The organism is Streptomyces sp. NPDC020681 (genome assembly GCF_044334895.1).
Taxonomy (GTDB): Bacteria; Actinomycetota; Actinomycetes; order Streptomycetales; family Streptomycetaceae; genus Streptomyces.
This window is the reverse complement of record NZ_JBIRTX010000001.1, coordinates 413,515-438,320: the sequence shown is the minus strand read 5'-3', so window position 1 is coordinate 438,320 and position 24,806 is coordinate 413,515. Positions and strand designations below refer to the sequence as shown.

At 70.1% G+C, this 24,806-nt stretch carries 18 protein-coding genes; 7 read left to right on the top strand and 11 right to left on the bottom strand.

The window, feature by feature from the left end; all coding sequences use genetic code 11:
* Positions 1-57: 57 nt before the first annotated feature.
* Together ACH4YL_RS01750 and ACH4YL_RS01745 are read right to left on the bottom strand one after the other, a co-directional pair.
* Positions 58-3,537, bottom strand: a complete 3,480-nt coding sequence (locus ACH4YL_RS01750; RefSeq protein WP_398503734.1) for a beta-N-acetylglucosaminidase domain-containing protein — start codon at positions 3,535-3,537, stop codon at positions 58-60.
* A gap of 224 nt (positions 3,538-3,761) precedes the next feature.
* Entirely contained in the window at positions 3,762-4,196 is a 435-nt protein-coding gene (locus ACH4YL_RS01745; RefSeq protein WP_398503732.1) for a DUF6299 family protein, read from the bottom strand.
* Positions 4,197-4,545: 349 nt separating this feature from the next.
* On the opposite strand from ACH4YL_RS01745, the gene ACH4YL_RS01740 reads away from it, so the two are divergent.
* The 3 genes from ACH4YL_RS01740 (at position 4,546) to ACH4YL_RS01730 (ending at position 8,069) form a co-directional block, all read left to right on the top strand.
* Positions 4,546-5,502: a hypothetical protein gene (locus ACH4YL_RS01740; RefSeq protein WP_398503730.1), complete on the top strand. Its 957-nt coding sequence runs from the start codon at positions 4,546-4,548 to the stop codon at positions 5,500-5,502.
* Positions 5,503-5,648: 146 nt separating this feature from the next.
* Positions 5,649-7,103: an amino acid permease gene (locus ACH4YL_RS01735; RefSeq protein ID WP_398504369.1), complete on the top strand. Its 1,455-nt coding sequence runs from the start codon at positions 5,649-5,651 to the stop codon at positions 7,101-7,103.
* A 48-nt stretch (positions 7,104-7,151) separates the two neighbouring features.
* Positions 7,152-8,069 (top strand): GNAT family N-acetyltransferase, encoded by a 918-nt coding sequence (locus ACH4YL_RS01730; protein WP_398503728.1) that lies wholly within the window; start codon positions 7,152-7,154, stop codon positions 8,067-8,069.
* Here the strand turns inward: ACH4YL_RS01730 and ACH4YL_RS01725 are convergent.
* On the bottom strand, positions 8,066-9,379 hold the full coding sequence (locus ACH4YL_RS01725) for a DUF6777 domain-containing protein (RefSeq protein ID WP_398503726.1): 1,314 nt from the start codon (positions 9,377-9,379) through the stop codon (positions 8,066-8,068). The genes ACH4YL_RS01730 and ACH4YL_RS01725 overlap by 4 nt on opposite strands.
* Before the next feature lie 153 nt (positions 9,380-9,532).
* On the opposite strand from ACH4YL_RS01725, the gene ACH4YL_RS01720 reads away from it, so the two are divergent.
* Positions 9,533-10,831, top strand: coding sequence for a streptophobe family protein (locus ACH4YL_RS01720; protein WP_398503724.1), 1,299 nt, complete (start codon positions 9,533-9,535; stop codon positions 10,829-10,831).
* Here the strand turns inward: ACH4YL_RS01720 and ACH4YL_RS01715 are convergent.
* The 8 genes from ACH4YL_RS01715 to ACH4YL_RS01680 all read right to left on the bottom strand — a co-directional run bounded on the left by ACH4YL_RS01715 (position 10,828) and on the right by ACH4YL_RS01680 (position 21,366).
* Positions 10,828-11,841, bottom strand: coding sequence for a serine/threonine-protein kinase (locus ACH4YL_RS01715; RefSeq protein ID WP_398503722.1), 1,014 nt, complete (start codon positions 11,839-11,841; stop codon positions 10,828-10,830). The genes ACH4YL_RS01720 and ACH4YL_RS01715 overlap by 4 nt on opposite strands.
* A complete protein-coding gene (locus ACH4YL_RS01710) occupies positions 11,841-12,449 on the bottom strand; it encodes a hypothetical protein (protein ID WP_398503720.1) in 609 nt (202 codons plus the stop codon). Before ACH4YL_RS01710 ends, ACH4YL_RS01715 begins: the two co-directional genes overlap by 1 nt.
* A 5-nt stretch (positions 12,450-12,454) precedes the next feature.
* Complete coding sequence (locus ACH4YL_RS01705; RefSeq protein WP_398503718.1) at positions 12,455-14,923, bottom strand: FHA domain-containing protein; 2,469 nt, start codon at positions 14,921-14,923, stop codon at positions 12,455-12,457.
* A 9-nt stretch (positions 14,924-14,932) separates the two neighbouring features.
* Positions 14,933-15,787, bottom strand: a complete 855-nt coding sequence (locus tag ACH4YL_RS01700; RefSeq protein ID WP_398503717.1) for a hypothetical protein — start codon at positions 15,785-15,787, stop codon at positions 14,933-14,935.
* A gap of 167 nt (positions 15,788-15,954) precedes the next feature.
* Positions 15,955-16,083, bottom strand: coding sequence for a hypothetical protein (locus tag ACH4YL_RS01695; RefSeq protein ID WP_398503715.1), 129 nt, complete (start codon positions 16,081-16,083; stop codon positions 15,955-15,957).
* An 87-nt stretch (positions 16,084-16,170) separates the two neighbouring features.
* A complete protein-coding gene (locus tag ACH4YL_RS01690) occupies positions 16,171-19,269 on the bottom strand; it encodes an alpha-mannosidase (RefSeq protein WP_398503714.1) in 3,099 nt (1,032 codons plus the stop codon).
* 10 nt (positions 19,270-19,279) lie between these two features.
* The gene (locus ACH4YL_RS01685) at positions 19,280-20,620 is read right to left on the bottom strand and encodes a 6-phospho-beta-glucosidase (protein WP_398503712.1); all 1,341 of its coding nucleotides are present in this window, start codon (positions 20,618-20,620) and stop codon (positions 19,280-19,282) included.
* Positions 20,617-21,366, bottom strand: coding sequence for a DeoR/GlpR family DNA-binding transcription regulator (locus ACH4YL_RS01680; RefSeq protein WP_398503710.1), 750 nt, complete (start codon positions 21,364-21,366; stop codon positions 20,617-20,619). Before ACH4YL_RS01680 ends, ACH4YL_RS01685 begins: the two co-directional genes overlap by 4 nt.
* Before the next feature lie 136 nt (positions 21,367-21,502).
* On the opposite strand from ACH4YL_RS01680, the gene ACH4YL_RS01675 reads away from it, so the two are divergent.
* From ACH4YL_RS01675 to ACH4YL_RS01665, 3 genes are read left to right on the top strand one after another with little or no spacing between them, the layout of a single operon-like run.
* The gene (locus ACH4YL_RS01675) at positions 21,503-22,522 is read left to right on the top strand and encodes a carbohydrate kinase family protein (RefSeq protein ID WP_398503708.1); all 1,020 of its coding nucleotides are present in this window, start codon (positions 21,503-21,505) and stop codon (positions 22,520-22,522) included.
* 37 nt (positions 22,523-22,559) lie between these two features.
* The gene (locus ACH4YL_RS01670) at positions 22,560-23,840 is read left to right on the top strand and encodes an extracellular solute-binding protein (protein ID WP_398504367.1); all 1,281 of its coding nucleotides are present in this window, start codon (positions 22,560-22,562) and stop codon (positions 23,838-23,840) included.
* Position 23,841: 1 nt separating this feature from the next.
* A complete protein-coding gene (locus ACH4YL_RS01665; RefSeq protein ID WP_398503706.1) occupies positions 23,842-24,801 on the top strand; it encodes a carbohydrate ABC transporter permease in 960 nt (319 codons plus the stop codon).
* Positions 24,802-24,806 lie beyond the last annotated feature (5 nt).

The following is a 24,806-nucleotide window of genomic DNA, read 5'->3' as shown; positions in this document are numbered from 1 at the left end:
GTCCGAACTGAGTGCGGGAAAGCTTTCATGGTCGTCCGAAGCATGTCAATGGCCCGCTCACTCGCCGTTTTCGGCGACGGCATTGACCTCGAACTCGTAGACGGAACAGCCGAAGCCGGACGCCCGCCCGAGCCCCTGCATCCGTACGAACCGGGTCCCGGGAGCGTCCAGCCGCACCGACTCCGTGCCGCCCGGGCTGTCCGTCACCGTCGCCGCCGTCGTCCAGTGCTCGCCGTCGATGGCCTTTGCGGCGGCGAACTGCGGTGCGTCGTCCTCCACTTGTGAGGCGTCGGCGCTCGCTCCGGCCGTCGCCAGCGCCACATTCGCGGCCGAGGTGCGCGGCCAGACCGTCACAGTGAGGGTCGTGGTGGCGGGCGGGGTGCCGTGCTTGCCGCGCACGGTGACCGGGATCCGGTATGTGCCGGTCGCAAGGTTCTCTGCCGCCCTCAACCGCAGCTTGATCTCCGTTCGGCCGCCGCGCGGCAGGCTGAGCTCACGGCGGGCCGGTTCGACCGTGAGGCCCTGCGGCGGGTCCGCCTCGACGGTGAGCCGCTGATCCTCGGAGCGGGTCGAGGTGAGCGTGGCGGTGACCGCCGCCGAACCGCCGGTGTCCAAGGTCGCGTTGGCGGGTGCGAAGGCGACCGAAGCAGGCGCGGCGTCGGCGTACACCGGAAGGATCTCCGACACCTGCGGCGCCCTGCGGCCTTCGGCCCAGCGCACACGCACCGCGTCCGCGGTCAGTCCGCGGGCGGGCAGTTCGGTCAGTCCCCGGCCGGAGAGCGGGCCGAGCGTGGCCCAGCCCTTGGCGGTGTGCACCTGGACCATGCCGTCCGCGGTGTCCGTGCCGGGCTGGAGCACCAGCACCCGGCGCAGCTCGCGTGCCCCGGGCAGGGCGGCCGTGAGCGCGTCGCCGGAGGAGGGGGCGGTTGCCGCCTCGTACGCCGTGCCCGCGTTCTCGTCGGCGGCGAGTGCGAATCCGCTGCCCGCGGCCGGAGCGGGCGTGCCCGAGACTGTGACCGCATCGCCGCGGCCGACGGTGAACTCCCTTACCGCCACCCAGTTTTCCTGCGCCCTCGTCGCGCGCAGCCGGACATACCGCGCCACGGCCCCGGCCGGCAGCTCGGCCCGCACGGTCGCCTCGCCCGCGAACGCCGGGCCCTGCTTCCATGTCGAGCCGTCGGCCGAGTACTCGACGACGCCCTCATGGATGTAGTCGTCGGGACTGCCGCTCTTGCCCATCGCCACCTCGACGTCGGTGACCGGCCGCGGGCGGCCCAGGTCGACCCCGGCGACATGCCCCGGCCCGGGGCCTGTCGGCTGGATCTTGCCGGGCTCGCGTGCCCTGGCACCGCGCCTCGCCGCGTTGTCGTCAGTCGGCATGGCTCCGCCATGCCTCCCTCCTCCGCCTTGCGATCCACGGCACCAGACCCCGCTCACTGATCCGGCCTGATCCAGACGACAGGCCCCAGCGGCGGCCGCGCCCCAGAAGTACGTTCCCGGATCCCCGTCGGTCATGTGGGAGGCCGGGAAGCGGCCGTCGAGCGGCGGCAGGTTGGTGACCGGCGACGGCTGGGAGAGGCCCAGCCAGCGGGTGTTCTCCTCCAGCGCGCAGCGGACGAACTCCTCCATGACCGGGTCGAGTTCGACCGGCACCCTCCGGTTCGGGTCGAGCCCGACCCACGTGAACGACTTCGCCTTGGCGATCAGTAAAGGCAACGACTGCCGGGCCGCCCACGCCTCGGCGCCGTGGCCCGCCCGCTGAGCGGTCAGCATGTCCAGCGCGGTGAGCGCCGCCCGGCCCCAGGCCTCGGTGGCGTCGAGCCAGGGACCGGTCTCGGTGAGGAAGCCGGGATCCTCCAGCCGGTCACGCAGCCTTGACGGCGACTCGTGGACCGCACGCAGCGCACGGTAGAGCGGTGCGGCCCTTCCGGTGCGACGGAACTCCTCGATCCGCGCGGCGAGTTCGGGGGCGGGCCGCGGGTCGAGCCGGGAGGAGTAGTGGACGCTCGCGAAGGCGCGCAGGGCCTCCGCGGTGCCCTCGTCGCCGCCGGCGAGCTCGTCGAGACCGGCTGCCCAGGCCCGCTCGGGGTCGTACGCCGCGTCGTTCCAGGCGTAGTCGGCCACGCCGAAGAGCGAGGTCTTGGACGCCTGGGCCTGCGGCATCGGGTTGGCGGTCAGCCCGATGGCGGACTCGCCGAGTCCCGCCTCGCGCCCGGTGAACGGCCCGAGCAGCAGCCGCCCCTGGACATAGTCGTTGACCGGGTAGTTGTCCCACAGCAGGACGGGATGCCCGAACACCTCACGCGCGGCCGCCACATCGGCCCTTGTGATCCTCGGCGCGATGACATCGACGCCGGTCCACTGGACGACGACTTCGGGATCGAGCTCCTGCGCGAGGCGCCGGGTGTAGTCGGTGCTGTCGCTGCCCCAGTACTGCGTGGGCACCATCTGCAAGGGCTCGGCCTCCGGGTGCTCGGCGATGAACGCCTTCTGCACCGCGTTCGTCAGATGCGCCTGTGCGCCCGCGGCGGCCGCCGGTCCGGTGCCGAAGATCTCCCGGTCCTCGTCGCAGTTCCACCGCTGGTAGTCGATGTCGTCGAAGGCGACGACAAAGCTGCGTACGCCCAGCGCCCACAGCGACTCGAACTTGGCGGTCAGCGCGTCGGCCTCGGACGGTTTGGAGTAGCAGACCGACAGGCCGGGGGAGAGGACATGGCCGAACTCCACATGGTTCGCCCGGGCGCGGCGCACCAGCTCTCCGATGCGGGCGAGATCCGCGGCCGGATACGGCTTGCGCCACTCGGCCCGCAGATACGGGTCGTCCTTCGGCGTGTAGACGTAGAAGTTCATCTTGTGCCGGCCGAACCAGTCGAGGTCGGCCAGGCGTTGCCGGTGCGACCACGGCGGTCCGTAGAAGCCCTCGACCACGCCGCGCCGGCGCAGCGAGGGCCAGTCGCGGATCACCACTCCGCGCAGCCGCGGACCGTGCACCAGCTGACGCAGCGTCTGCGCGGCGTAGTACGTACCGGCCGTGTCCACCCCGCTCAGCACGATGTGGTCGCGTCCGTCCCGGCCCTCACCGACCGCGAGGACATAGCCCTCGGCCGCCATCATCTCGGCGCCCTGGACGCCGAGTGCGCTCAGCGCGTCGTTGGTCGCGGCGTTCTCCTTGTGTCCGCCGACATGGACGACGAACCGCCCGCCGCGGACCGGGGTGTGGTCGTCCACCTGCTCGATGGTGCGGACGCCGGCATCGCGCAGCACCGAGCGGACCACGGTGAGCGCGGCGGCGTCGGTGTCCGCCCCGGCGACCAGCGTCACGGCGGACGGGATGCGGACGCTGTCCGTGCGGCTCTTCAGCGACCGGGGTTTCGGGAACACCTGCGGGGAGCGCTTCGGATTGCCGGCGACCGGATGCACGGCGGCCGCGGCCGCCGTGTCGGCGGGTATGAGCAGCGAGAGCGCGAGCGCGACGACATGTGCGCCGCGGGGGCGCCAGGGGGGCCGGAGTGCCGCGGTTGTCGATCCGATCGCCATCGCTGTGCCGCCTCCTCGTCGAGGTCTCGATGGCCAGGACTGGACCACTGGTTGACATCGTTGTCAAGGGCTCCGGGGTGTTCAGTAACCGTTCGAGTGACCCCTCCCGCGGCGGCGCGTCGGGGCTCGCAGGTCAGACATGCCGAGCCCCGCCTGCCGAGGTGAAGACGCAGGCGGGGCCGGTGCGGAGTTGAATTGAGGTCAGTTCTCGCGGAGTCGCTGGACTAGCCCTGATGGAGTGCCAGTTCGCTGTTGTGGGTGGCCAGCACGACGGGCACCGGGATGAATCCGCCGGATGTCTTCAGTTCCAGCAGCGTGGCCTCGCCGCGGGCCGCCTCGGCGGTGAAGGTGAGGTCGGTATTGCCGGTGTTGCGCCAGGCGTGCTCCTGTCCGTCGCAGGTTGCCACGGTGCCGCCGATGCCGGCCTGCGACGGTCCCTGGATCAGCTTGGAGCCGATGAGGACCGAGCCGGAGCGGGGCGTGCAGCGGTAGGTGCCGCTGAGCGTGATCGTGCCGTCCCGGGCGATCTGCCCGGTGGGGTCGATGGTGACGGTGTCGGGGGCGAATCGGGCGCTTGCGCTGCCGGCCGTCAGGCCGGTCGCGAGGGTGGCCGCGATGAGGGCCGACGAGAGAAGCGATACGCGTCGAGCAGTGATCATGCCGGTCCCAACGAGCGTCCGCGACAGAGGTGGCGGACATCTGCGCGAACGGACGAGTCGATTGCCCATGACTTCGCGGACGAAACTGGTGAAGGGTTCAACATATGAGGCATGCATGCGAGTTCACCCTTCCGGGAGCCGCCGGGAAAACGCATATGCCAGCCACTTGCGCCTTCAATGCGTGGAACGCAATAAAGCTGAAGCAGATCCCGTGGGTAACTGTTTTCGCCGCGACTTGATGATGAGTAGGGTGTGGTCCCGCCGGTGGATCTACGACGGCGAGCGTGCCGAATTCGGCCTGGCCGGAATGCGCACGGGTGCGCCGTCTGCAAGGAACGGGGAGGGGATCGTGGCTGCTGGCTCGTTTGAGGGGCAGTATGTCTGGCATCCGGCAGCCGACGACCGTCAGTTGGCACGTGCCTGCATCGATGTGAAGGCCGGCCGCTACCTGAGTGCGCACGACGCGCTCACGGAGGTCCGCGACGATTTCGAAGTCCGGGCCCATCGTTCACTGGTGCTGGCGTCCGAGGCGGCCGACTCCGATCTCGCCGAACGCTGGCTGGCCGAGGAGCCGGGCCCGGAATCGGCACTGCTCTGGTCGCGGGTGGCGATGCTGCGGGCGTTGCGGATGGCCGATGCGGCGGACCCGCGTACCGGCACGCTCGTCGGCATCGCGCAGGCGGCGAGCGAGCGTGCGGCCCAGATGCTGCCGGAGGATCCCACGCCCTGGGTCGTACAGCTGGCCCTGGCCCGTATCCGGCGGCCCCGCGACCCTGCGCCCCAGGGGCTGTTGACCTCACCACCGGGCCCTTGGCACCTGTTCGCGCACATCCTGCGGCTCGACCCGTGGCACCGCGAGGCGCACCACCGCTTTCTCGCCTTTTTCTTCACCCGGTACGGCGGCACGGCGAGCGCGCGCTGGGACGTCGCCTCGTTCCTGAGCCACCGGGCACCGGCCTGGTCGGCGATCCGGCTGCTGCCGCTCGTGGCGCTCGTGGAGGAGTACGACCCCTCCGTCCTGCTGGCGGACCGGATGTGGCAGCAGCCCCAGTGGCTGGCCGCGGCGACGGGAAGCTACAACAGCTGGTTTCCCGAGGTGTCCGGCTACCGGTTCACCCCGGTCCTGGACCTGTCGTATCTGGCGCATGCGCTGTATATGGCCAAGCGGGAATTCGAGGCGAGAGAAGTGCTGACGGCCATGGGACCGTATGCCTCGCGCATGCCGTGGAGTGCTTTCGGCGCTCCCGGCGAGCAGTTGACCAGAGCGAGACGCTCCTGCGGACTTCCCGTTCCCAGTGCCGCCTGATTTCCCTTCGGGCCCTTTACCCCCCTCTCAACCCCCCAATGGAAAGGCCCCCTGTTGTGTTCGAGCGAACGACCATCTCCAGGTTAAGGAACCGTCATCACGATGACGCCGCCGTCGCGCTCGACGACGACGCCACACTGCACGCAATGGGATATCCGCGAAAGCTCACCCGGCGTTTTCGCGCATTCGACAACTTCGCCATCTCGTTCACCATCATCAACATCATCTCCGGAATCTTCTCCGCCTTCGGATTCGGCATGGGCGCCGGCGGGCCACGGATTCTCGTCTTCGGCTGGATAGCCGTGTCGGTGATGGTGCTGTTCGTCGGTGCAGCGATGGGCGAAATAGCCTCGGCCTACCCGACGAGCGGCGCACTGTACTTCTCCGCCGGCAAGCTCGCCAAGCGGCACCGCGGAGCCTGGTCCTGGTACACGGGCTGGCTCAACTTCGTCGGCCAGGTCGGCGGCACGGCCGCCACCGGCTACGCCGCCGCCACCTTCATCCAGGCGTTCTTCGCCATGCAGTGGCCGGGCTACGAGGTGACCGGCCAGCGCACGGTCCTCATCACCGCCGTGATCCTGCTGATCCAGGGACTGGCCAACACCTACACCGTGCAACTGGTCGCGGCCCTCAACCGGATCTCCGTGTGGTGGCTGCTGACCGGCATGGTCGTGATCGTGGTCAGTCTGACCCTGGTGCCGTCACACCATCAGTCCGCCTCGTTCGTCACCCATTTCGTGAACAGCACCGGTTTCAGCAATGGCGTGTACGCGGCAATGCTGGGTCTCCTGGTCACCAGTTGGACGTTCACCGGCTTCGACGGCAGTTTCCACATGTCGGAAGAGACTGTGAAGGCAACTGTCAACACGCCCAAGGGCATCATGCGCGCCATCGGCTACTCGGCCGTCGCCGGACTGATCCTCATGCTCGCGCTGGTGTACGCGATCCGCGACTATTCCGCTACAGCGAGTGCCGCCGCCCCGCCCGTGCAGATTCTCATTGACGGGCTCGGCGTGACCGCCGCCAAGCTGCTCCTGCTGGTTGTGATCGGCGCGATGCTCTTCTGTGGCCTCGCCAACATGACCAGCAATACCCGTCAGATCTTTGCCTTCTCGCGCGACGGCGCGATGCCGGGCTCCCGGTTGTGGCATTCCGTGTCCTTGCGAACACGCACTCCGGTCAAGGCGGTTTGGCTGGCCGCCGCCTGTTCGCTGGTGCTGATCATTCCGGCGTGGTGGTCGCACACCGCCTTCACCGCCATTGTCGGCGTCAATGTCGTCGGGCTGTACCTCGCCTACGCCGTGCCCATCTTCCTGCGGCTGCGCCTCAGCGACGAGTTCGAGCCGGGACCGTGGAACCTCGGGCGCTGGGGCAAGCCCGTGGCCCGGGTCGCCGTGACCTGGATCGTGCTCAGCAGCGTGCTGTTCATGCTCCCGCACACCTACCCGATCACCGGCACCACCTTCAACTACGCGCCGATCGCGCTGGGAGTGGTGCTGCTCATCGCTACCGTGTGGTGGTTTGCCACCGCCCGTCGGCGCTTCCAGGGACCGGTCAGCTACGGCAGTCCCGACGAAGTGGCCGCCATGGACCTGATCTGACCGACTCCTCCACCGACCGCACAGCTCCGGAAGGGACAACAGCAAGAAATGAACCCCCTCGGCGAAGCCCCTCAGTCACACTCCATCAGCCAGAACGGCACCTCCGACGCCACGGCGGGACCCGGCGGACTCGCCGTCGGCCGCGCCTCGTCGGAGGAATGGCACGAGGTGGCGGAGTGGGCCGCCGCGGAGGCGTGGAACCCCGGCGATTCGGACGTTGCCTGCTTCCATCCCACCGACCCGGACGGCTTCTTCATCGGCCGCATCGGCGCCCGTGCGGTGTCGGCCGTCTCGGTCGTCAACTACTCGCCGGAGTACGCCTTTCTCGGCTACTACCTCGTCCATCCCGACCACCGCGGCCAGGGCCTCGGCATCGCGACCTGGCGGACCGCCGTCCCGCACGCCGGCGCCCGAACCATCGGCCTCGACGCCGTACCCGCCCAGGAGGCCAACTACCGGCGCTCCGGATTCACATCGGCCAACGGCACCATCCGCTACGGCGGCCGTCCCGAGCGGTCCGGCGCACCGGGCGCGGGAGTTGTGCCGGTCACCGCGGCGCACCACGAAGCCATCGCCGCGTACGACCGGACATGCTTCCCGGCCGACCGGAGCGGCTTCGTAGCCCGCTGGCTGTCGACCGCCGGGCACACGGCGTACGCCGCGCTGCGGGACGGGAGGCTCACGGGCTACGGAGTGATCCGGCCGTCCCGCGACGGTCGGCGCATCGGCCCGCTGTTCGCCGACACGCCCGAGGACGCCGAAGGCCTCTTCGACGCACTCACCGCGCACCTCGGCCCGGACGAGGTGGTCAGCGTCGACGTCCCCGAGACCCAGAAGGCGGCCGACGCCCTGGTCACGGCCCGTGGCCTGACCCCGCAGGCCGAGTTCGTGCGGATGTACACGGGGCCGGTACCCGAGATCCGGCAGGAGCGCGTCTTCGGCGTCACCACTCTGGAACTCGGCTAGACGAGGGGAGGGCCGGCGCCGCCGGCGTCCGAGGGACCGGAGGCCGACGAATCGGCGGGCGACGCGGGCGCCGGGGCGGACGACGCCGACGACTCCTCGTCCGGCTGCAGAGGCTGCACAGGCTTCGTAGTCGGCGGTGACGAAGGTGGTGAACTCGGCGGCGAGGTCGGCGGAGACGTCGGCGGCGAGGTGGGCGGCGACGTGTGCGGGGACGACGGAGGCCGCGAGGACGGCGAGGTCGGCGGGCAGGTCGCGGACGACTTCGGATCCGGCGTTCCTCCGCGGCCGGGCGGGCACGGGATGTGCGTGGTCACGCCCGGGGTCGGCCGGTGCACCGGCGGCTTCGTCTTCTTGTCGTCGGCAACCTTGCCGCCCGGCTTGCGGGAGAACCAGGTGCCGCTGTCCGGGTCGTAGACGACGAAGACCTTCACCACCTCGGCCGTGGGCTTGACGATCACTTCGTTCCCGGGACGGTATCCGGGCCAGGGGTTACCCACCCGCTTCACCGAGCCCTCCTGCTCCACCGGCGAAAGCAGCGGGTTCCCGCAGGCGCAGCGCACCCGCGGCTCGGCGTGGTCGTTGACGAGCACCTTCGTACCGGCCTGCAGCACTGCCTGATACGGGGTCGAAGCGCCGTCCTTGTAGCCGTGGTTGGTGACCCGGGTGTCCCGCTGCAGCGTCAGCGCGGTCAGCGAGCGCAGATAGGCCGGAACGGTGTTCGGCTCGATGTCCAGGGTGGAGGCGAACGCCTCGTTCTTGGCCGGGTCCTCCTGCAGGTACGTGATCTGCTGCTCGACGTCGCAGCTGGCGATCTTGCGGGTGCCGCCGTACAGACCGGGGTCCGAACCCGGCACGCTGCGGATTTCGTTCGCCGCCGCGTCCGACGTGGTCGTGGTCGGCTGCGCGGGCTGCGGGTCGGCGGCAGTTTCGTCGCGGGACGTCGAGGGGGTGTACGGATCGGGTCCGCTCGTGCCCGCCGCCTGGAGGAAGACCTCGCCGCCCGAGCCGGAACCGCTGTCGGGCCGGCTGAGGACCACGGCCAGCACCACGGCCGCGACGACCGCGATGGATACACCGGCCACGATGGGAATGGAGCGCCACCAGGGCCTGTCGGCGCCTCCTCCTTGGTCCGGGCCGCCCGCTCCGCCGCCTGCCCCTGAGCCGCCCGCTGTGCCGCCGCCGCTCGGCGGGCCGGGCGGCGGGCCGGGTGGTTCGGAGGGCGGCGGGGTCGGCCCCTGCTGCGTCGGGCCCGAGAGAGGGCCGGACGGGGGACCGGTGGGGCGTTCGGAGGGCGGAGGCTGTGCGCTCACGGTCTCTTCTTCCCGACGTAAGGACAAAGGCGAGAAAGGGAACGATTACCCGCATTCCTGCCTATTGTGTGCTCCGTACTCGTCCGCCCCGCAAGCCGACGCGGTCGGCCCTCCCGGCGGGCGGAGCGCCCGATGGCTGCTTAGCGTGGCAGCGTGAGTCAGCAGGGAACCAGCGACCAGAACCGCGCCGTACGGGCCTCACACGGCTGGCGCGAGGCCCTCGTGGCGGTGCTCGCCACCCTCGTGGCCCTGATTCTCACGGCCGCTCTCGGGCTGTGGGCCGCGGGCGCGGCCGACCTCCCCGGTAGCGCCTTCTGGAGCATCGTGGCCGCCGTGGTCGTGATGGCGGTCGGCGGCACGGTCGAGCTCTCCGGGGACGCCGGCGTCATCGCCGACACCCGAGCGGGCCTGACCGTGCTGCCCCTGTCCGTCACCCTCGCGGGCGCGCTGGTCGTCGCCGCCGGCTTTCTGCGGCCGTTGCGGCACCGTGCCGTGGCCGGCGCCCGTGAACTGGCGGGCTGGGCCGGGAGGCTGGCAGCCGTGTGGGCCGTCGCGCTGATCGCCCTGTCGCTGCTGGCGCGCCACACCTTCGACATCCCGCTCGGCGAGGGAGCGGTCTCCGACATCGGCGAGCTGCTCGACGCCTCGCCCAAGGTCGGCTTCCGCGCCGACATCGCCCTCACGCTCGTGTTCGGACTGCTGTGGCTGGCGGGCCTGATCGTGCTGGCCCTGCTCGTCTCAAGAGGAGCCCCGCTCCCGCCCCGGCTGCTGCGTTTCCAGGAATCGGTACGCCCCGCCGCATACGCCATGGTCGCGCTGCTGCTCGCCTGCGTCGCGGTGGGCCTGGTCATCGGCCTGGTGGTGGCGGCGACGCAGGGTCACGCGGCCGAGACCTTCGCCGTGATCCTGCTGGGACTTCCGAACCTCACCTGGCTCGCCTTCACGCTCGGCCTCGGCGCGTCCTGGGAGGGCAAGGTGGAGGGGCCTTTCGGGCTGCCCATGCCGAAGGTGCTGGACCAGGTGCTGCGCACGCCCGAGCAGTCCACGCTCAATCTGAGCACGCTCTCCGAATACGACAGCCGTGTCTGGTGGCTGATGGTGGTGGCCGCGGTGCTGCTGCTGGCGGCCGCGTTTCTGATGGCCGTACGTTCACCCGCGCGGATGCGGCCGTGGCAGCACGCCGTGCACATGGCGGTGGCACTCGTCCTCACGGTGCTGACGATCTGTCTCGTCGCGCGGGTCTTCGCGCACTACGGCCTGTCACTGTTCGGCATCGGGGACATCGGCGGCGGCCTCGCCGGTGAGGTGTCGCTGCGGCCGCGGCTCTGGTCGGCGCTGGGACTTGCGGCGCTGTGGGGACTGGCCACCGGATTCCTGGGGAGCCTGCTCGCGCTCCGGGTCCACCGCCGCGGCGAGGTGGACCCGGACAAGCCTCAACCGGACCAGCCCTAGCCCTCGCCTGGCAGTTCCGGAAAGACCGGCCGCGCCCAGCGTGGCGGCAGCGGCGGGTCCTTTACCTCACGGACCTTCGACGAGGCAGCGGCGGCCAGATCCACCAGTGTCGGCGGATGGCTTTCCTGCACTCCGCCCGCCGCCGCGACGCGCAGCGCCCCCACGAACTCCAGGCAGGAGTCGTACCGTTCGTCCGGACTCTTGGCCAGGGCCTTCGCCAGCACGGCGTCGACAGCGGCCGGCAGATCGGGCCGCTTGTCGGTCAACGGCGGTGGCGGATCGAACTGATGCGCCCACAACAGCGCCATGTCGTCGTCGCGTTGGAACGGCGGAGCCCCGGCCATCGACTCGTACACGACGCACGCGAGGCTGTAGACGTCGCAGCGGCCGTCCACCGGCCGTCCCGAGATCTGCTCGGGCGCGACATAGTCGAGCGTTCCGACGAACTGCCCGACGTGCGTGAACCCGGTCAGCGACAGTGACTTCTTCGTCAGCCCGAAGTCCGTGAGATAGACATGCTCCGGGTGGTCCTTGTCGGTGCCCTCGGCGACCAGGATGTTGCCCGGTTTCACATCCCGGTGCACCAGTTCGTGGTCGTGCGCGGCGTCCAGCGCTGAGGCGACCTGCGCGGCGATACGGGCCGCGACCCGCACCGACAGCGGCCCTTTCCGGTCGAGGAGCGCACGCAGATCCTGACCTGCGACAAAGCGCATGGCGATGTACAGGATCCCGTCGGTCTCGCCCGCCTCGAAGATCGGCACGATATGCGGATGGTCGATGGCGGCCGCGACATGCGACTCGTGCGTGAACCGCTTGCGGAAGGTGTCGTTGCGGGCGAGTTCGGGCGCGAGCAGTTTGAGCGCGACGGTACGGTCCAGCCGCAGGTCCTTCGCGCGGTAGACGACCGCCATCCCGCCGCGGCCGATCTCCCGCTCGACGCGATAGCCCGCGATCTGCTTCCCGATGAGCTCGGACGGCCGTCCGGCCGGAAGACTCGGGTCGCGGGCCATCAGACGTCACCGGGCTGCCCGGACGGTCCCGTCACCGGCCCGGCGGGCGGTACGACACGGGTGTCCCCGGGCTCCTCCGGCGGCGGCTGCCGCGGATCCACGACCTGGGTCGCCTCCGGACCCACTGGCTCCGCCGAGGCCGCGTAGGTGCTCAGCCGCGTCCCGTCGCAGTACACCCAGCGCTCGTGCTCCGCGTCGTACAGCCAGACCGACTCGCCGTCGACGACCATTCCGACCCGCAGACCCCTGGTACGGCGGCGGAAGGCCTCGCCGTCCAGCCGCCCTGCCGCGAGGTCCTCCGCCGCGCGCCGGTACTGGCTCAGCGACTCCTCGACCCGAGCGAACAGCGGACGCGGATCGGCGGTGCGCGCGAGCGGCTGACCGGCCGCCGGCGGCTCCTGCGGCACCGCGACCAGCAGCCGGCCGTCCACCCATGCGGACCAGCCGTTGGCGCAGACGATCCGGCCCCAGTCCCCGCGCCGGTCGATCAGCCGCACCGGAAGCAGCGGGTCCAGCGGCTCGGTCGGCCGGGACACGTCCGGGGCCTCCCAGGCGGCCAGCCCGTCGTGCGGGACGACATGCGTCGCACGGAAGTCCTCGATCGTCATCGCGCCTACTTCCGCATCACGGCGGGTTCATGGCGGCGCAGCAGCTTGGCGACCGCGTATCCGAAGACCAGCGAGAGGACCACCAGCATTCCCATGTTGAGCAGCCACACGCCCGCGGAGTGCTCGAAGAGCGGATCCGTCGTCAGCTTGCCAGGGACGATCCTGGACAGGCCGATCGTGCCCGCCATCGCGCCCAGCGCCCAGCGGGACGGGATCAGCCACGCCAGCTGCTCGATGCCCGGGACCCCGTCCAGCTTCAGCAGGGCCCCGCAGAACACGACCTGGACGATGGCGAGGAGCACCAGCAGCGGCATGGTGACCTCCTCCTTGCGCACCAGCGCGGACACCAGCAGGCCGAGCATCATCGCCGTGAACGACAGCAGCGCCACGGCCAGGGTGATCTCCACCAGCGGCGGCATCAGCACACCCTTGCCGCCGGGCGCGTTGAGGTCGACGCCGACGAGACCGACGAGGGTCAGGACGACGGCCTGGAGCACCGTGATGGTGCCGAGCACCACGACCTTGGACATCAGATACGCGGATCTGGAAAGCCCGACGGCCCGCTCGCGCCGGTAGATCACCCGTTCCTTGACCAGTTCCCGTACGGCATTGGCGGCGCCCGTCAGCACGCCGCCCACGCACAGGATGAGCAGTGCGTTCATCGCCGTCTCCTGGGTGAGCCGGCTGCCGGCGAGCGCGCGGGTCATCGCGCCCATCACGAACGGCAGCGCGATCATGATGACCAGGAACGTCCGGTCGGCGCCGAGCGCGGCCGCGTACCGGCGCACCAGCGTGCGGAGCTGCGAGCCCCAGCTCTGCGCCTTCGGCGGCGGCGCGACGAAGTCGGCTTCCGCGTTCTGCGGCAGACGCGGGAGGGCGGTGGAGCCCGCGATGTACTGCCGGTGGAACGGCGAGGCGCCGTACGTTCCGGCCCAGTCCCTCTCCCGGTCGTTCTCGAACGCCTCGAAGGCCTCCGGCCACTGCTCGAAGCCGAAGAAGGGCAGCGCGTCCTCCGGCGGCCCGAAGTACGCGATCTTGCCGCCGGGCGCGAGCACCAGCAGCCGGTCGCACACATCCAGGCTGAGCACACTGTGCGTGACCACGATGACGGTCCGCCCGTCGTCGGCGAGACCGCGCAGCATGTGCATCACCGAGCGGTCCATGCCGGGGTCGAGTCCCGAGGTCGGCTCGTCGAGGAAGAGCAGCGAAGGCTTCGTCAGCAGCTCCAGCGCCACGCTCACCCGCTTGCGCTGCCCACCGGACAGGCTGTGGATCGGCTGTCCCGCCCGCTGCTCAAGACCCAGCTCGCGCACCACTTCCGCCACCCGGGCCTGCCGTTCCGTCTTCGCCGTGTCCTGCGGGAAGCGCAGCTCGGCGGCGTATCCCAGCGCACGGCGCACGGTCAGCTGCGAGTGCAGGATGTCGTCCTGCGGCACCAGGCCGATGCGTTGCCTCAGCTCGGCGTAGTCGCGGTAGAGATCGCGCCCGTCGTACAGGACGGTGCCGTGGTCGGCGGGCCGCAGCCCGGTCAGCGCGTTGAGCAGCGTGGACTTTCCGGCGCCACTCGGCCCGACCACGGCAAGCAGGCATTTCTCGCCGACGGGAAAGGAGACATGGTCGAGCAGTGTCTTGCGGCCGCGGTCCACGGTGACCGCCAGATCCTGTACGTCGAGCGAGACCTCGCCGGTGTCGACGTACTCCTGCAACTGGTCGCCGACCAGGCAGAACGCCGAGTGGCCGATGCCGACGATGTCACCGGGCGAGATCTGGGCGCTTTCGACGCGCCCGCCGTTGAGGAACGTGCCGTTGTGCGAGCCGAGGTCGGCGATCTCGTACGTGCCGTCCGGGTGCGCCCGCAGCTCCGCATGGCGGCGCGAGACGATCAGATCGTCGATGACCAGGTCGTTGTCCGCGCCGCGGCCGATCCGGACCGTGTGCACCGGGAGCGGGCGCACGGTGGTCGGCTGCCGGAAGGTGCCGGTCGTGGACGGCATGAAGACGCCGGACGGGCGGTCCGGCGCCGACGCCCGCGGTTCGGGAGCCTGAGCGCGCGGATCGGGAGCCGGAGCCTTCGGTTCGGGAGCCGGAGCCTTCGGTTCCGGAGCCGGAGCCTGCGGTTCCGGAGCGGCCGGCAGCGGTTCGGGAGCGGCTGGATGCGGGTCGACGAGGACCGCCCGCGGACCGTCCGCGGGATTGCCGAACCGGATGACGCTGCCCGGTCCCACGTCCCACTCGTGGACGCGCCGGCCCTCGGCGAAGGTGCCGTTGGTGCTGTCCTCGTCCTCGAGCGTCCAGTGCCCGCCGTTGGGCCGCAGCACCGCGTGGTGCCAGGACACCCGGGCATCGTCGATGACGATGTCGCTCAAGGGGTCGCGCCCGACGTGGTAGTCCCGGCCCGGACTCATCACCGTGGAGCCCGCGTCGGTTTCGAGGACGAGTTCGGGCGCAGTCGACGCGACAGGCCGCTCTCCCATGTTCGAATTCTAACTATTTGTACCGGTACGCGCCCAGGCTGCCCGGGGTCGCGACTGGTACAGATGCGTGTAGTAGCGGCCTCGTGTCTCCAGGCCGGACGGGTCGTGACCGGTCAGGAGCGTCTGCTCGACGGCATGGCGGCGTTCGGCCAGACCGGTGAACAGCCGCTGCGGATAGGTCCGGGACTGGTCCGACTCGGTGACCAGGCCGTAGCGGGCCAGACCCGCGATCACCGGCTGGTACGGGACGGTGCGCAGCACAAACGCGCTCACCCAGACCGGCAGCCGCGCACTTTGCATCAGCGCGTCGAAGGTGCGGCTGGTGATATAGCCGATTCCTCCGGTGACCGTGATCAGCCCGGTCTCCGCGACCGCGCGCCGCAGCCCGGGGCTCGGCGCGTGCTGCTCCAGATTCTCGGCGTACCCCTGGTCGAGCAGGCCTACGGCCAGCGCGTAGTCGACGGCCCGGCCCGCGGAATCGAGACCGATGGCCGGCGTCGCCTCCGGGCGGCGACGCTCCGCGTAGAACTGCTTGTCCCACTCGATGAGTTCGGCGGTGGTCAGTGATTCGGCCTCGCGGCCCGTGTAGTGCGCGTACAGCTCGTCGAGCGTCACATCGTGGTTGAGGAGCGCGGCGTTGATGCCGTACGAACAGCACACGTCGAGAACGGTGACCTGGCCACCGCCCGCGCCATGGGCAGCCGCGCGCTCGGCGAGCGTGTGACGGAAAACCGGCTGGGCTTGGTGTGGAATCTCGTACGACAACGGTGCGAGCGTACGGAAGTACGCGCGCGGGTCGGGCTCGTCGTAGATGTCGTCGAACCGGCTCTTGCCCTGTGCGATGCTGCTCCGGCCTTGGACCATGGGGCGACCTCCGCGGGCTGGTGTCGGGTTTACCGCGGATGAACGTCTATCGGACGCGGAGTACGCGTCGGTACCCCGCACGAACGGAACCGGCCAATTCAGGGCTTCGCCCCCGAACCCCCTGCGCCCCAGAGGCGCGCGACCCGAGTGCGCCCCCAAGACACCGGCTACGAGCGCAGATAGCGGATCACCGCGAGCACCCGACGGTTGTTGTTCTCCGACGACGGTAGGCCGAGCCTGCCGAAGATGGCCGCTACATCCTTCTCCACCCGGCCCGGCCGGCACGACGAGCGCATGCGCGATCGCCGTGTCCCACCGGGCCTCGGCCATCAGGGACGGCACCTCGCGTTCGCGCGCGGTCCTCGAGCGGATGGCCGGCGCGGCTACGCCCGCTTCAGGCGCAGCGTCAGGATCTGGAACGGCCGCAGCGTCAGTGCGATCGAGTCGCCGTCGACAGCCACCGGCTCGCCCGCCAGAGGACGTTCCAGCAGATCCGTGATCTCGGCTCCGGCGAGCGCGAACCCGGTGCGCAGTGTCGCCCGCGCCTGGCCGCCGTGGGACTCGTAGAGCCGTACGACCACATCGCCGGAGCGGTCGTCCGCCAGCTTCACCGCCTCCACGGTGACGGCGGGATCGTCACTGGTCACCAGTGGCGCGACGGCACCGGCCGCCGGCGCCACCCGCAGCGGCAGATTGAGCGCATAGCCCTCCGCGACGGCGTCCTCCACGGTCGCGCCCGGCAGCAGCGCGTAGGTGAATCGGTGCAGGCCCTGGTCGGCCTCCGGGTCGGGGACGCGCGGCGCGCGGACCAGGCTGAGGCGGACCGTGGTCGTCGTGCCGCCGTCGTCGCGGGTGGTGCGGGAGACATCGTGGCCGTACGTCGAGTCGTTGATGACCGCGACGCCGTAGCCGGGTTCGCCGACATGCACCCAGCGATGGCCGTAGACCTCGAAACGGGCCGCCTCCCAGCTGGTGTTGGTGTGTGTGGGCCGGTGGACATGCCCGAACTGGATCTCTGCGGTTGACCGTTCGGCGCGGACGTCGATCGGGAAGGCGGCCTTGAGGATCTTCTCGGCCTCGTGCCAGTCGATCTCGGTCTCGACATCGATACGGCGGCTGCCGGCCCGCACGATGACGGTCTGTGTGATGCGTGAGCCCTTGCCGAAGGCGCGCTCGATCCGCACCGCGCCGACCAGCGGGCCGCTCTCGACGACGGTGACCGACTCGGCGTCCAGCAGATCGGTGAAGCGGTTCTGGTAGTGCTTGTCGATGTCCCAGGCGTCCCAGTAGTTGGGCAGATCGGTGTGCAGCCGCAGCAGGTTGCCGGGCGCGGCGAGGACTTCGCGGTCGGCGGCGAGATCGCGTACGGAGGAGAGTGTGCCGTCGTCGGCGAAGGCGACGCGCACGAGACCGTTGTCGAGGACTCGATCCGTCACCGTGACGGGAACGGGGTCAGGAACCGCGGCCGTGGCGATGTCCGCGCTGCCGGATGCGGGGACCTCGACCAGCACGGCCGACGAGCCGTCGGACAGTCGGGACGCGCCGCCCGGTCCAGCAGCCGCCTCGGCCGGGACGGTGATCACCTCGGTACGGGCGCGGGGCGCGGTGTTGAAGACACGCGGGCCGCCCGGACCGAGCGCGCCGACCGCCGACCGCGTCAGCGACTCCAGCTCCTCGGCGACGCGCGCGTACTCCGCCTCCGCCTCGCGATGCACCCAGGCGATCGAGGAGCCGGGCAGGATGTCGTGGAACTGGTGCAGCAGCACCGTCTTCCACAGCCGGTCCAACTGCTCGTACGGATACGCGTAGCCGGGCACGTGCAGCGCCGCCGTCGCCGCCCACAACTCCGCCTCGCGCAGCCGGTGTTCGCTGCGCCGGTTGCCCTGCTTGGTGCGGGCCTGCGAGGTGTACGTCGCGCGGTGCAGCTCCAGGTAGAGCTCGCCGGACCAGACCTGATCGGCCGGGATCTCCTCGCGGGCCGCGGCGAAGAAGGCGTCCGGATGCTCGACCCGGACCTTGGCCGAGCCCTCCAGGTTCGCGAGCCGCCGGGCGCGCTCCAGCATTTCGCGGGTGGGACCGCCGCCGCCGTCGCCGTGCCCGAACGGCGCGAGTGACGTCGTACCCCGGCCCTTGTCCTGGTAGTTGCGTACGGCGTGGGCCATCTCCTTGCCGGAGAACTCCACGTTGTACGTGTCGACCGGCGGGAAGTGGGTGAAGATCCTGGAGCCGTCGATGCCCTCCCACCAGAAGGAGTGGTGGGGCAGCTTGTTGGTCTGGTTCCAGGACAGCTTCTGGGTGAGGAACCACTCGTTGCCCGCGAGCTTCGCCAGCTGCGGATAAGCGGCGTTGTAGCCGAAGGAGTCCGGCAGCCAGACGCCCTTCGTCTCCACGCCGAAGTGCTCCATGAAGAACCGCTTGCCGTGGATGAGCTGCCGTGCGATGGCCTCGCCGCCGGGCAGATTGCCGTCGGACTCCACCCACATGCCGCCGACCGGTGCCCACTGGCCGTCCGCGACGGCCTTCTTGATGCGGTCCCAGACCTGCGGGTAGTTGTCGCGGACCCACTCGTACTGCTGCGCCTGCGAGCAGGCGAAGACGAACTCGTCGTACTCCTGGGCGAGCGCCGTGACGTTGGAGAACGTACGGGAGGTCTTGCGCTTCGTCTCGCGGATGGGCCAGAGCCAGGCCGAGTCGATGTGCGCGTGGCCGACCGCCGACATGAGGTGCGCGCTGCTGTGGGCGGGCTTGGCGAGGGTGGGCGCCAGCGCCGCACGGACGGCCGCCGCCGAACCGGAGACGTCGTCCAGGTCCAGCTGGTCCAGGGCCTGGTCGAGGGCGTGCATGATCTCGTGCCGGCGCGGGTCCTGCTCACCGAGCTCCAGCATCAGCTCCCGCAGCACCTGCAGATCGAGCGAGAGATGCCAGACGTCCTCGTCGAGTACGGCGAGATCGGCGCGGGCGAAGGTGTAGAGAGGTTTGCGGCCCGCCGTGGCCTTGTCGCCGAGCGGGGTGGGGCCGCGGAAGTCATTGGCGAGGATGTCGGGGTTGGACGCCGCCTCGACGAGGTAGTCGACCCGCTCTTTGCCGCTCGCCGGGTTGGCGACGGGGACGTACTGGTTCTGCGGATTGACCGCCTTCAGCGGGCTGCCGTCCAGGGTGTGGACGAGCGCCTCGGCCTGGTTGCCCGGCCAGTCGCCCACGAAGCCCAGGTCGAAGACGGCCTCGACGCGCCGGCCCGCCCACTCGGCCGGGACCTCGCCGCGCACCTTGAACCAGGTGGTGCCCCAGGGCGGGCCCCACGGGGTGCCCATCGCGAAGGGTTCGTACGTCTGGGACGCGGCCTCGGCGAACGGCACCGGCTCGTCCGGCGCCTCCCATGCCTCGACCTCGAAGGGGACAGCGGCGGCGTGGACCGCGGGCTGGATGCGCTGCTCCAGAAGGCGCTCGACGCGCTCCTCGATGCGGCGGCGTTCGTCGTGCATGAGCGGGCTCCTACTTCAGGTACGCGAGACCGGGGTGGGCGCTGGTGTAGTCGTCGACGAGACGGCGGGCGACGGTCACGGAGTCGATGAGGGGATGCAGCGCGAACGCCTGCACGGCTGTGGTGCGCGAGCCGCTCTCCGACGCCTCGAGCACGCAGCGTTCGACGGCCTTGACCGAGGTCACCAGGCCGGTGGCGTGCAGGGGCAGGGGAGCCACGGACACGGGCTGCGCGCCGTTGGCGTCCACGAGGCAGGGGACCTCGATGACCGCTTCGGCGTCCAGCACGGAAAGGGTCGTGCGGTTGCGGACGTTGAGGATCAGCGTGGTGCGCTGGTTGTGCGCGATGGCCCGCATCAGGGCGAGTGCGACCTTCTCGTAGCCGCCGGACTCCAGATCGCAGGCATCGCGTTCACCGGCTCCGGCGGCCTCGCGGTTGTGTGCCATGTACGTGGCCTCGCGCTCGGCGCGGGTGCGGTCCCAGGTCGTGAGCGCCGGGGCGTCCGGCCGCTCCATCTGGGCGTAGAACCGCGCCTGTTGCTCGTGCAGAAAGGCTCCGCGGGTCTGCCTCGCATCCTGGTAGGCGCGGACCGCCTCGCGGTTGTAGTAGTAGTAGTGCAGATACTCGTTCGGGATCGCACCGAGCGACTGGAGCCATTCGGGGCCGAAGAGCTTGCCCTCCTCGAAGGAGCCCAGCAGCTCCGGGTCGGCCAGCAGCCGGGGGAGTTCGTCGCGGCCGTCGACGCGCAGACCGCGCAGCCAGCCCAGGTGGTTGAGGCCCACATAGTCGATCCGGGCCGAATCCGGGTCGGCGCCGAGCGCACGAGCCACCCGCCGGCCGAGGCCCACCGGTGAGTCGCAGATGCCGATCACCCGGTCGCCGAGATGGCGTGCCATGGCCTCGGTGACCAGTCCGGCCGGGTTGGTGAAGTTGATGACCCAGGCGTCGGGAGCGAGCCGCGCGATGCGGCGTGCGATGTCGACGGCGACCGGGACGGTGCGCAGCCCGTACGCGATGCCGCCGGCGCCTACGGTCTCCTGGCCGAGCACACCCTCGGCCAGCGCGATGCGCTCGTCGGCCGCGCGTCCTTCGAGACCGCCGACGCGGATCGCGGAGAAGACGAAGTCCGCACCGCGCAGCGCCTCGTCGAGATCGGTGGTCACGGTGACCCGCGGCGCGTCCGGCACACCCGCCGCCTGGTCGGCCAGCACCCGGGCGATGGCGGCCAGCCGTCCGGCGTCGAGGTCGTGCAGGACGACCTGGGTGATACGGCCGTCGGCGTGGTCGCCGAGCAGAGCGCCGTACACCAGCGGCATCCGGAAGCCGCCGCCGCCGAGGATCGTCAGCCTCATACCTCAACCACCTTCACTCCTGCCTCGTCGAACGCCGCGCTGGTCGCCGGGTCCGCAGGGGCGTTGGTCACCACTGTGTCCAGGGCGCCGGGGCCGCACACTTTCGCCATGCCGGTGCCCGGGAACTTGCCGGCGTCCGCGAGCAGGACCACCGCGTCGGCGGCCGCGATCATCGCGCGTTTGACCGGGACTTCGACGACCGTGGTGTCCATGACCTGGCCGTCCGGGCGGATGCCGCTGGTGCCGAGGAAGAGCCACTCCGCATGCAGCTGACGGAGGTTGTCCTCGGTGAGGAATCCGACGAGCGAGCGGTACTCGCGCCGGACCATTCCACCGAGCAGGATCAGCTCGATCCCGGTGTCGTCGGCCAGCTCCTCGTACACCACCAGGTTGCTGGTGATCACGGTCAGCCGGCGGCCGTGCAGCTGCCGGGCGAGTCGGTACGCCGTGGTGCCGATGTCGAGAAGCACGGACTGCCCGTCCTCGACCATGGACGCCGCCCGGACCGCTATCGCGTCCTTCTCCGGCACCCGCATCTCGGCGACCTCCGCGAAGGGCTGATCGCCCTCCTCGATCGCGGCCCCGCCGTGGACCCGGGTCAGCAGGCCCTCCTCCTCCAGCTTGACCAGGTCGCGCCGCACGGTGGCGGGGCTCACCCCAAGCTGCTCGGACAGGTCGGTTACGGCTGCGGGGCCGCCTGATCTCAGGGCCCGCAGGATGAGTTGATGTCGTCGCTCAGCCAGCACACCAGGAACGGTACTCGTCAATCTCAAGCATTTCTATGCATCTTCGTGCTCAAGTCTTGCCAATTCTGCTCGGTGGGCGCACGATCCTGTGCACACCTTGCAGACCTTTGACGAGCCTGGACGAGAGGACGCGCACATGGACGAGGAGACCGGGCCGCCGGACGTGCTGCTCACCGGCCTGCTCTTCTACGACCTCGTCCTCACCGGACTCGGCAGGCCGCCGACCCCGGGCGAGGAAATCTGGACCCGCGGGATGGGCAGCGGCCCCGGCGGCATCGCCAATCTCGCCGTCGCGGCCGCCCGCTACGGCCTCGACACCTCGCTCGCCACCGTCTTCGGCGACGACTACTACGGCACCTACTGCCGAAAGATCCTCGCCGAACAAGAGGGCATCGACCTCTCCCTGTCCCGTACGGCCCCGGGCTGGAACACCCCGGTCACCGTCGCCCTGGCCCAGGACCACGACCGCGCCCTCGTCACCCACGGGAGCCCGCCCGCTCACACCCAGGACGAACTCCTGCCGGACCCGCCGCCCGCCCGCACCGCACTCGTCCATATCGACGCCGAACCGCAGAAGTGGCTGGCCAAAGCCGCGGCCGCCGGCACGCTGATCTTCGCCGACGTCGGATGGGACCCGAGCGAGCAGTGGTCCGGCGAACTCCTCGACCAGCTCTCGCTCTGCCATGCCTTCCTGCCCAACGACACCGAGGCCATGGGCTACACGCGCACGGACAGCCCGGCCGCGGCCCTGGCCGCACTCGCCGATCTGACACCCGTCGCGGTGATCACCTGCGGACGGTCGGGAGCGCTCGCCGTCGACCAGACGACCGGTGAACATGCCCAGGTCCCGGCCCTTGACATCGTTGCCGTCGACGCGACCGGCGCGGGCGACGTCTTCGGCGCGAGCTTTGTCGCCGCCACCCTCGGCGGCTGGCCGCTCGCGGACCGGCTGCGCTTCGCCACGCTCGCCGCGGGACTTTCCGTACAGCGGCACACCGGCGCGCTCGCCGCGCCCGGCTGGCACGGCATCGCCCGCTGGTGGCACACCACCGGCTCCCACGATCCCGAACTCTCGCGTGCCTACGGCTTCCTGGCCGACCGCATCCCGGACGACCCCGGTCCGGCCCCGCACCATCCGCCCGTCACCCCCCGCTGACACCCCTCCCCGAACACACCGAAAGGCGGTGGGAGCAGTGCACCTCTCCCGAAGAGGGCTGCTGCGCGCAGGACTGGCCACGTCGGCCGCAGCCGCGCTCGGCTCCGCTGCGGCAGGCTGCGCCGTCCCCCGCGGCTCGTCCGGCCGCAACATGACCCTCTGGTACTGGACCGGAGGCCTGAGCGACAAGGTCGTCGCCCAGGCCCGGTCCCGCTTCACGGAGGTCGAACTCCAGCCCGTACAGATCGGCGGCTACTTCAGGTCCAAGCTGATGACCACGATGGCCGGCCGCGCCTACGTCCCGGACATCACCGGGCTCAAGGGCGAGGACATGGCCTCGTACCTCCCGAACGCGGACCAGTTCATCGATCTGCGCACCCTCGGCGCGGAGCGGCTCAAGGACCAGTACCTGCCGTGGAAGTGGGACCAGGGCGTCGCACCCGACGGGCGCATGATCGGGTTTCCGATCGACACCGGACCCGTCGTCCACTACTACCGCGCCGATGTCTTCGACAGGGCCGGACTGCCGACGGAACCCGCCGAGGTCTTCGCCGAGATGGACACCTGGGAGAAGTTCTTCGCGGCCGGCGAGGTGCTGAAGAAGAAGATCCCCGGCGCCTACTTGCTCATCGACCCGCTCTCCATCTTCGGGAACGCCCTCAACCAGGGCACCCGGCGCTTCGTCGACAAGGACCGGCACTTCATCGGCGACCAGAAGCATGTCACCGACGCCTGGGCCATGGCGATCGAGGCCCGCCGCCGCGGCCTGATATCGAAGGTCGTCAGCGGCACGCCCGACAGCAACGCCGCCATGGAACAGGGCAAGCTCCCCAGCCAGCTCAACGCCTCATGGGCGGCCGGTGACCTCAAACTGGCCGTGCCCAAGAACAAGGGCAAGTGGCGGGTGGCCCAGATGCCGGGCGGAGCGGCCAACATCGGCGGCTCCTTCCTGGCCGTCACCAAGGCGTGCCGGGAACCCGAGCAGGCCTTCGAGATCATCAGCTGGCTGCTGAGCGCGGACAACCAGACCCGCGGATTCGTCGACGCCTCGCTCTTCCCGTCAACTCCCGCCTCGTACGGGCAGAAGGCCATGCGCGGCCCGGACCCGTTCTTCGGCGGGCAGGTCACCATCGACGTCTTCGGCCCGGCCGCCGCGAAGATCCCCGTCGCCTACAACAGCCCGTACGACGTCGCGCTGCAACAGCCGGTCAACGACGAGCTCATCAAGGTCCACACCCTGGGCAAGGACCCGGACCGAGCCTGGAAGGACGCCATGAGCAAATGCCGGCGCATCGCATCCCATCTGGGGGTGAGCTGAGATGGCCACCGCGCCCGCCCTGGTGACTCCCACACCGGTCTCGCCACCCGAGGCCCCACCCGTCAAGTCCCACTCCGTACGCGGCTACTGGCGGCTCTACCTCGCCATCTCGCCGTTCTATCTGCTGTTCCTCTGCTTCGGCCTGATACCGGTCGGCTTCTCGCTCTATCTGTCCTTCCACCGCTGGGACGGCCTCGGCGAGATGGAGTACGCGGGCCTGTCGCAGTACCGCTATCTGCTCGGCGACACCCAGTTCTGGCACGCGATCGGCAACACCCTGATCATCTGGGCGATCGCGACGCTGCCCATGCTCTTCATCGCCCTGGTGGCGGCGGTGATGCTCAACTCCGCGGTGCGGCTGAAGAGCTTCTACCGCTTCGCCTACTTCCTGCCCAACGTGACCTCGGTCGTGGCGATCGCGATCATCTTCGGCTCGGTCTTCAGCACCAACTTCGGCCTCGTCAACGCCGTCCTGCAAGGTCTCGGCCTGGACCAGATCGCCTGGCTGAACACGCCCTGGGGCATCAAGGTCGCCATCGCCTCGCTGATGACCTGGCAGTGGACCGGCTACAACGCGATCATCTTCCTCGCCGGACTGCAGACCATCCCGACCGAGCTGTACGAGGCGGCACGCGTCGACGGCGCAGGGCCGGTGCAGACCTTCTTCCGCGTCACCGTGCCGCTGATGCGGCCGGTCATCCTGTTCACGCTCGTCGTGTCGACGGTCACCGGACTGCAGTCCTTCTCCGAGCCGCAGGTGCTGCTCCAGACCACCAGCAACACCTCGACCTTCGCCGGCGGCCCCGACAACGCCGGCCAGACGATGGTCCTCTACTTCTTCCAGCAGACCTTCGACAACAACGACTTCGGCTACGGCGCCGCCATCGCCTGGGGCATCTTCCTGATCGTCGCCGTCTTCTCGATCATCAACTGGCGCCTGGTCTCGCGCCGGGACAAGTAGGGAGG

What these genes read in the sequence shown, in the direction of transcription:
- ACH4YL_RS01750 (WP_398503734.1), bottom strand. Translation starts at nt 3,537, where the DNA reads ATGGCGATCGGATCGACAACCGCGGCACTCCGGCCCCCCTGGCGCCCC.
- ACH4YL_RS01745 (WP_398503732.1), bottom strand. Translation starts at nt 4,196, where the DNA reads ATGATCACTGCTCGACGCGTATCGCTTCTCTCGTCGGCCCTCATCGCG.
- ACH4YL_RS01735 (WP_398504369.1), top strand. Translation starts at nt 5,649, where the DNA reads ATGGGATATCCGCGAAAGCTCACCCGGCGTTTTCGCGCATTCGACAAC.
- ACH4YL_RS01730 (WP_398503728.1), top strand. Translation starts at nt 7,152, where the DNA reads ATGAACCCCCTCGGCGAAGCCCCTCAGTCACACTCCATCAGCCAGAAC.
- ACH4YL_RS01715 (WP_398503722.1), bottom strand. Translation starts at nt 11,841, where the DNA reads ATGGCCCGCGACCCGAGTCTTCCGGCCGGACGGCCGTCCGAGCTCATC.
- ACH4YL_RS01710 (WP_398503720.1), bottom strand. Translation starts at nt 12,449, where the DNA reads ATGACGATCGAGGACTTCCGTGCGACGCATGTCGTCCCGCACGACGGG.
- ACH4YL_RS01705 (WP_398503718.1), bottom strand. Translation starts at nt 14,923, where the DNA reads ATGGGAGAGCGGCCTGTCGCGTCGACTGCGCCCGAACTCGTCCTCGAA.
- ACH4YL_RS01700 (WP_398503717.1), bottom strand. Translation starts at nt 15,787, where the DNA reads ATGGTCCAAGGCCGGAGCAGCATCGCACAGGGCAAGAGCCGGTTCGAC.
- ACH4YL_RS01695 (WP_398503715.1), bottom strand. Translation starts at nt 16,083, where the DNA reads ATGCGCTCGTCGTGCCGGCCGGGCCGGGTGGAGAAGGATGTAGCGGCC.
- ACH4YL_RS01690 (WP_398503714.1), bottom strand. Translation starts at nt 19,269, where the DNA reads ATGCACGACGAACGCCGCCGCATCGAGGAGCGCGTCGAGCGCCTTCTG.
- ACH4YL_RS01685 (WP_398503712.1), bottom strand. Translation starts at nt 20,620, where the DNA reads ATGAGGCTGACGATCCTCGGCGGCGGCGGCTTCCGGATGCCGCTGGTG.
- ACH4YL_RS01675 (WP_398503708.1), top strand. Translation starts at nt 21,503, where the DNA reads ATGGACGAGGAGACCGGGCCGCCGGACGTGCTGCTCACCGGCCTGCTC.
- ACH4YL_RS01665 (WP_398503706.1), top strand. Translation starts at nt 23,842, where the DNA reads ATGGCCACCGCGCCCGCCCTGGTGACTCCCACACCGGTCTCGCCACCC.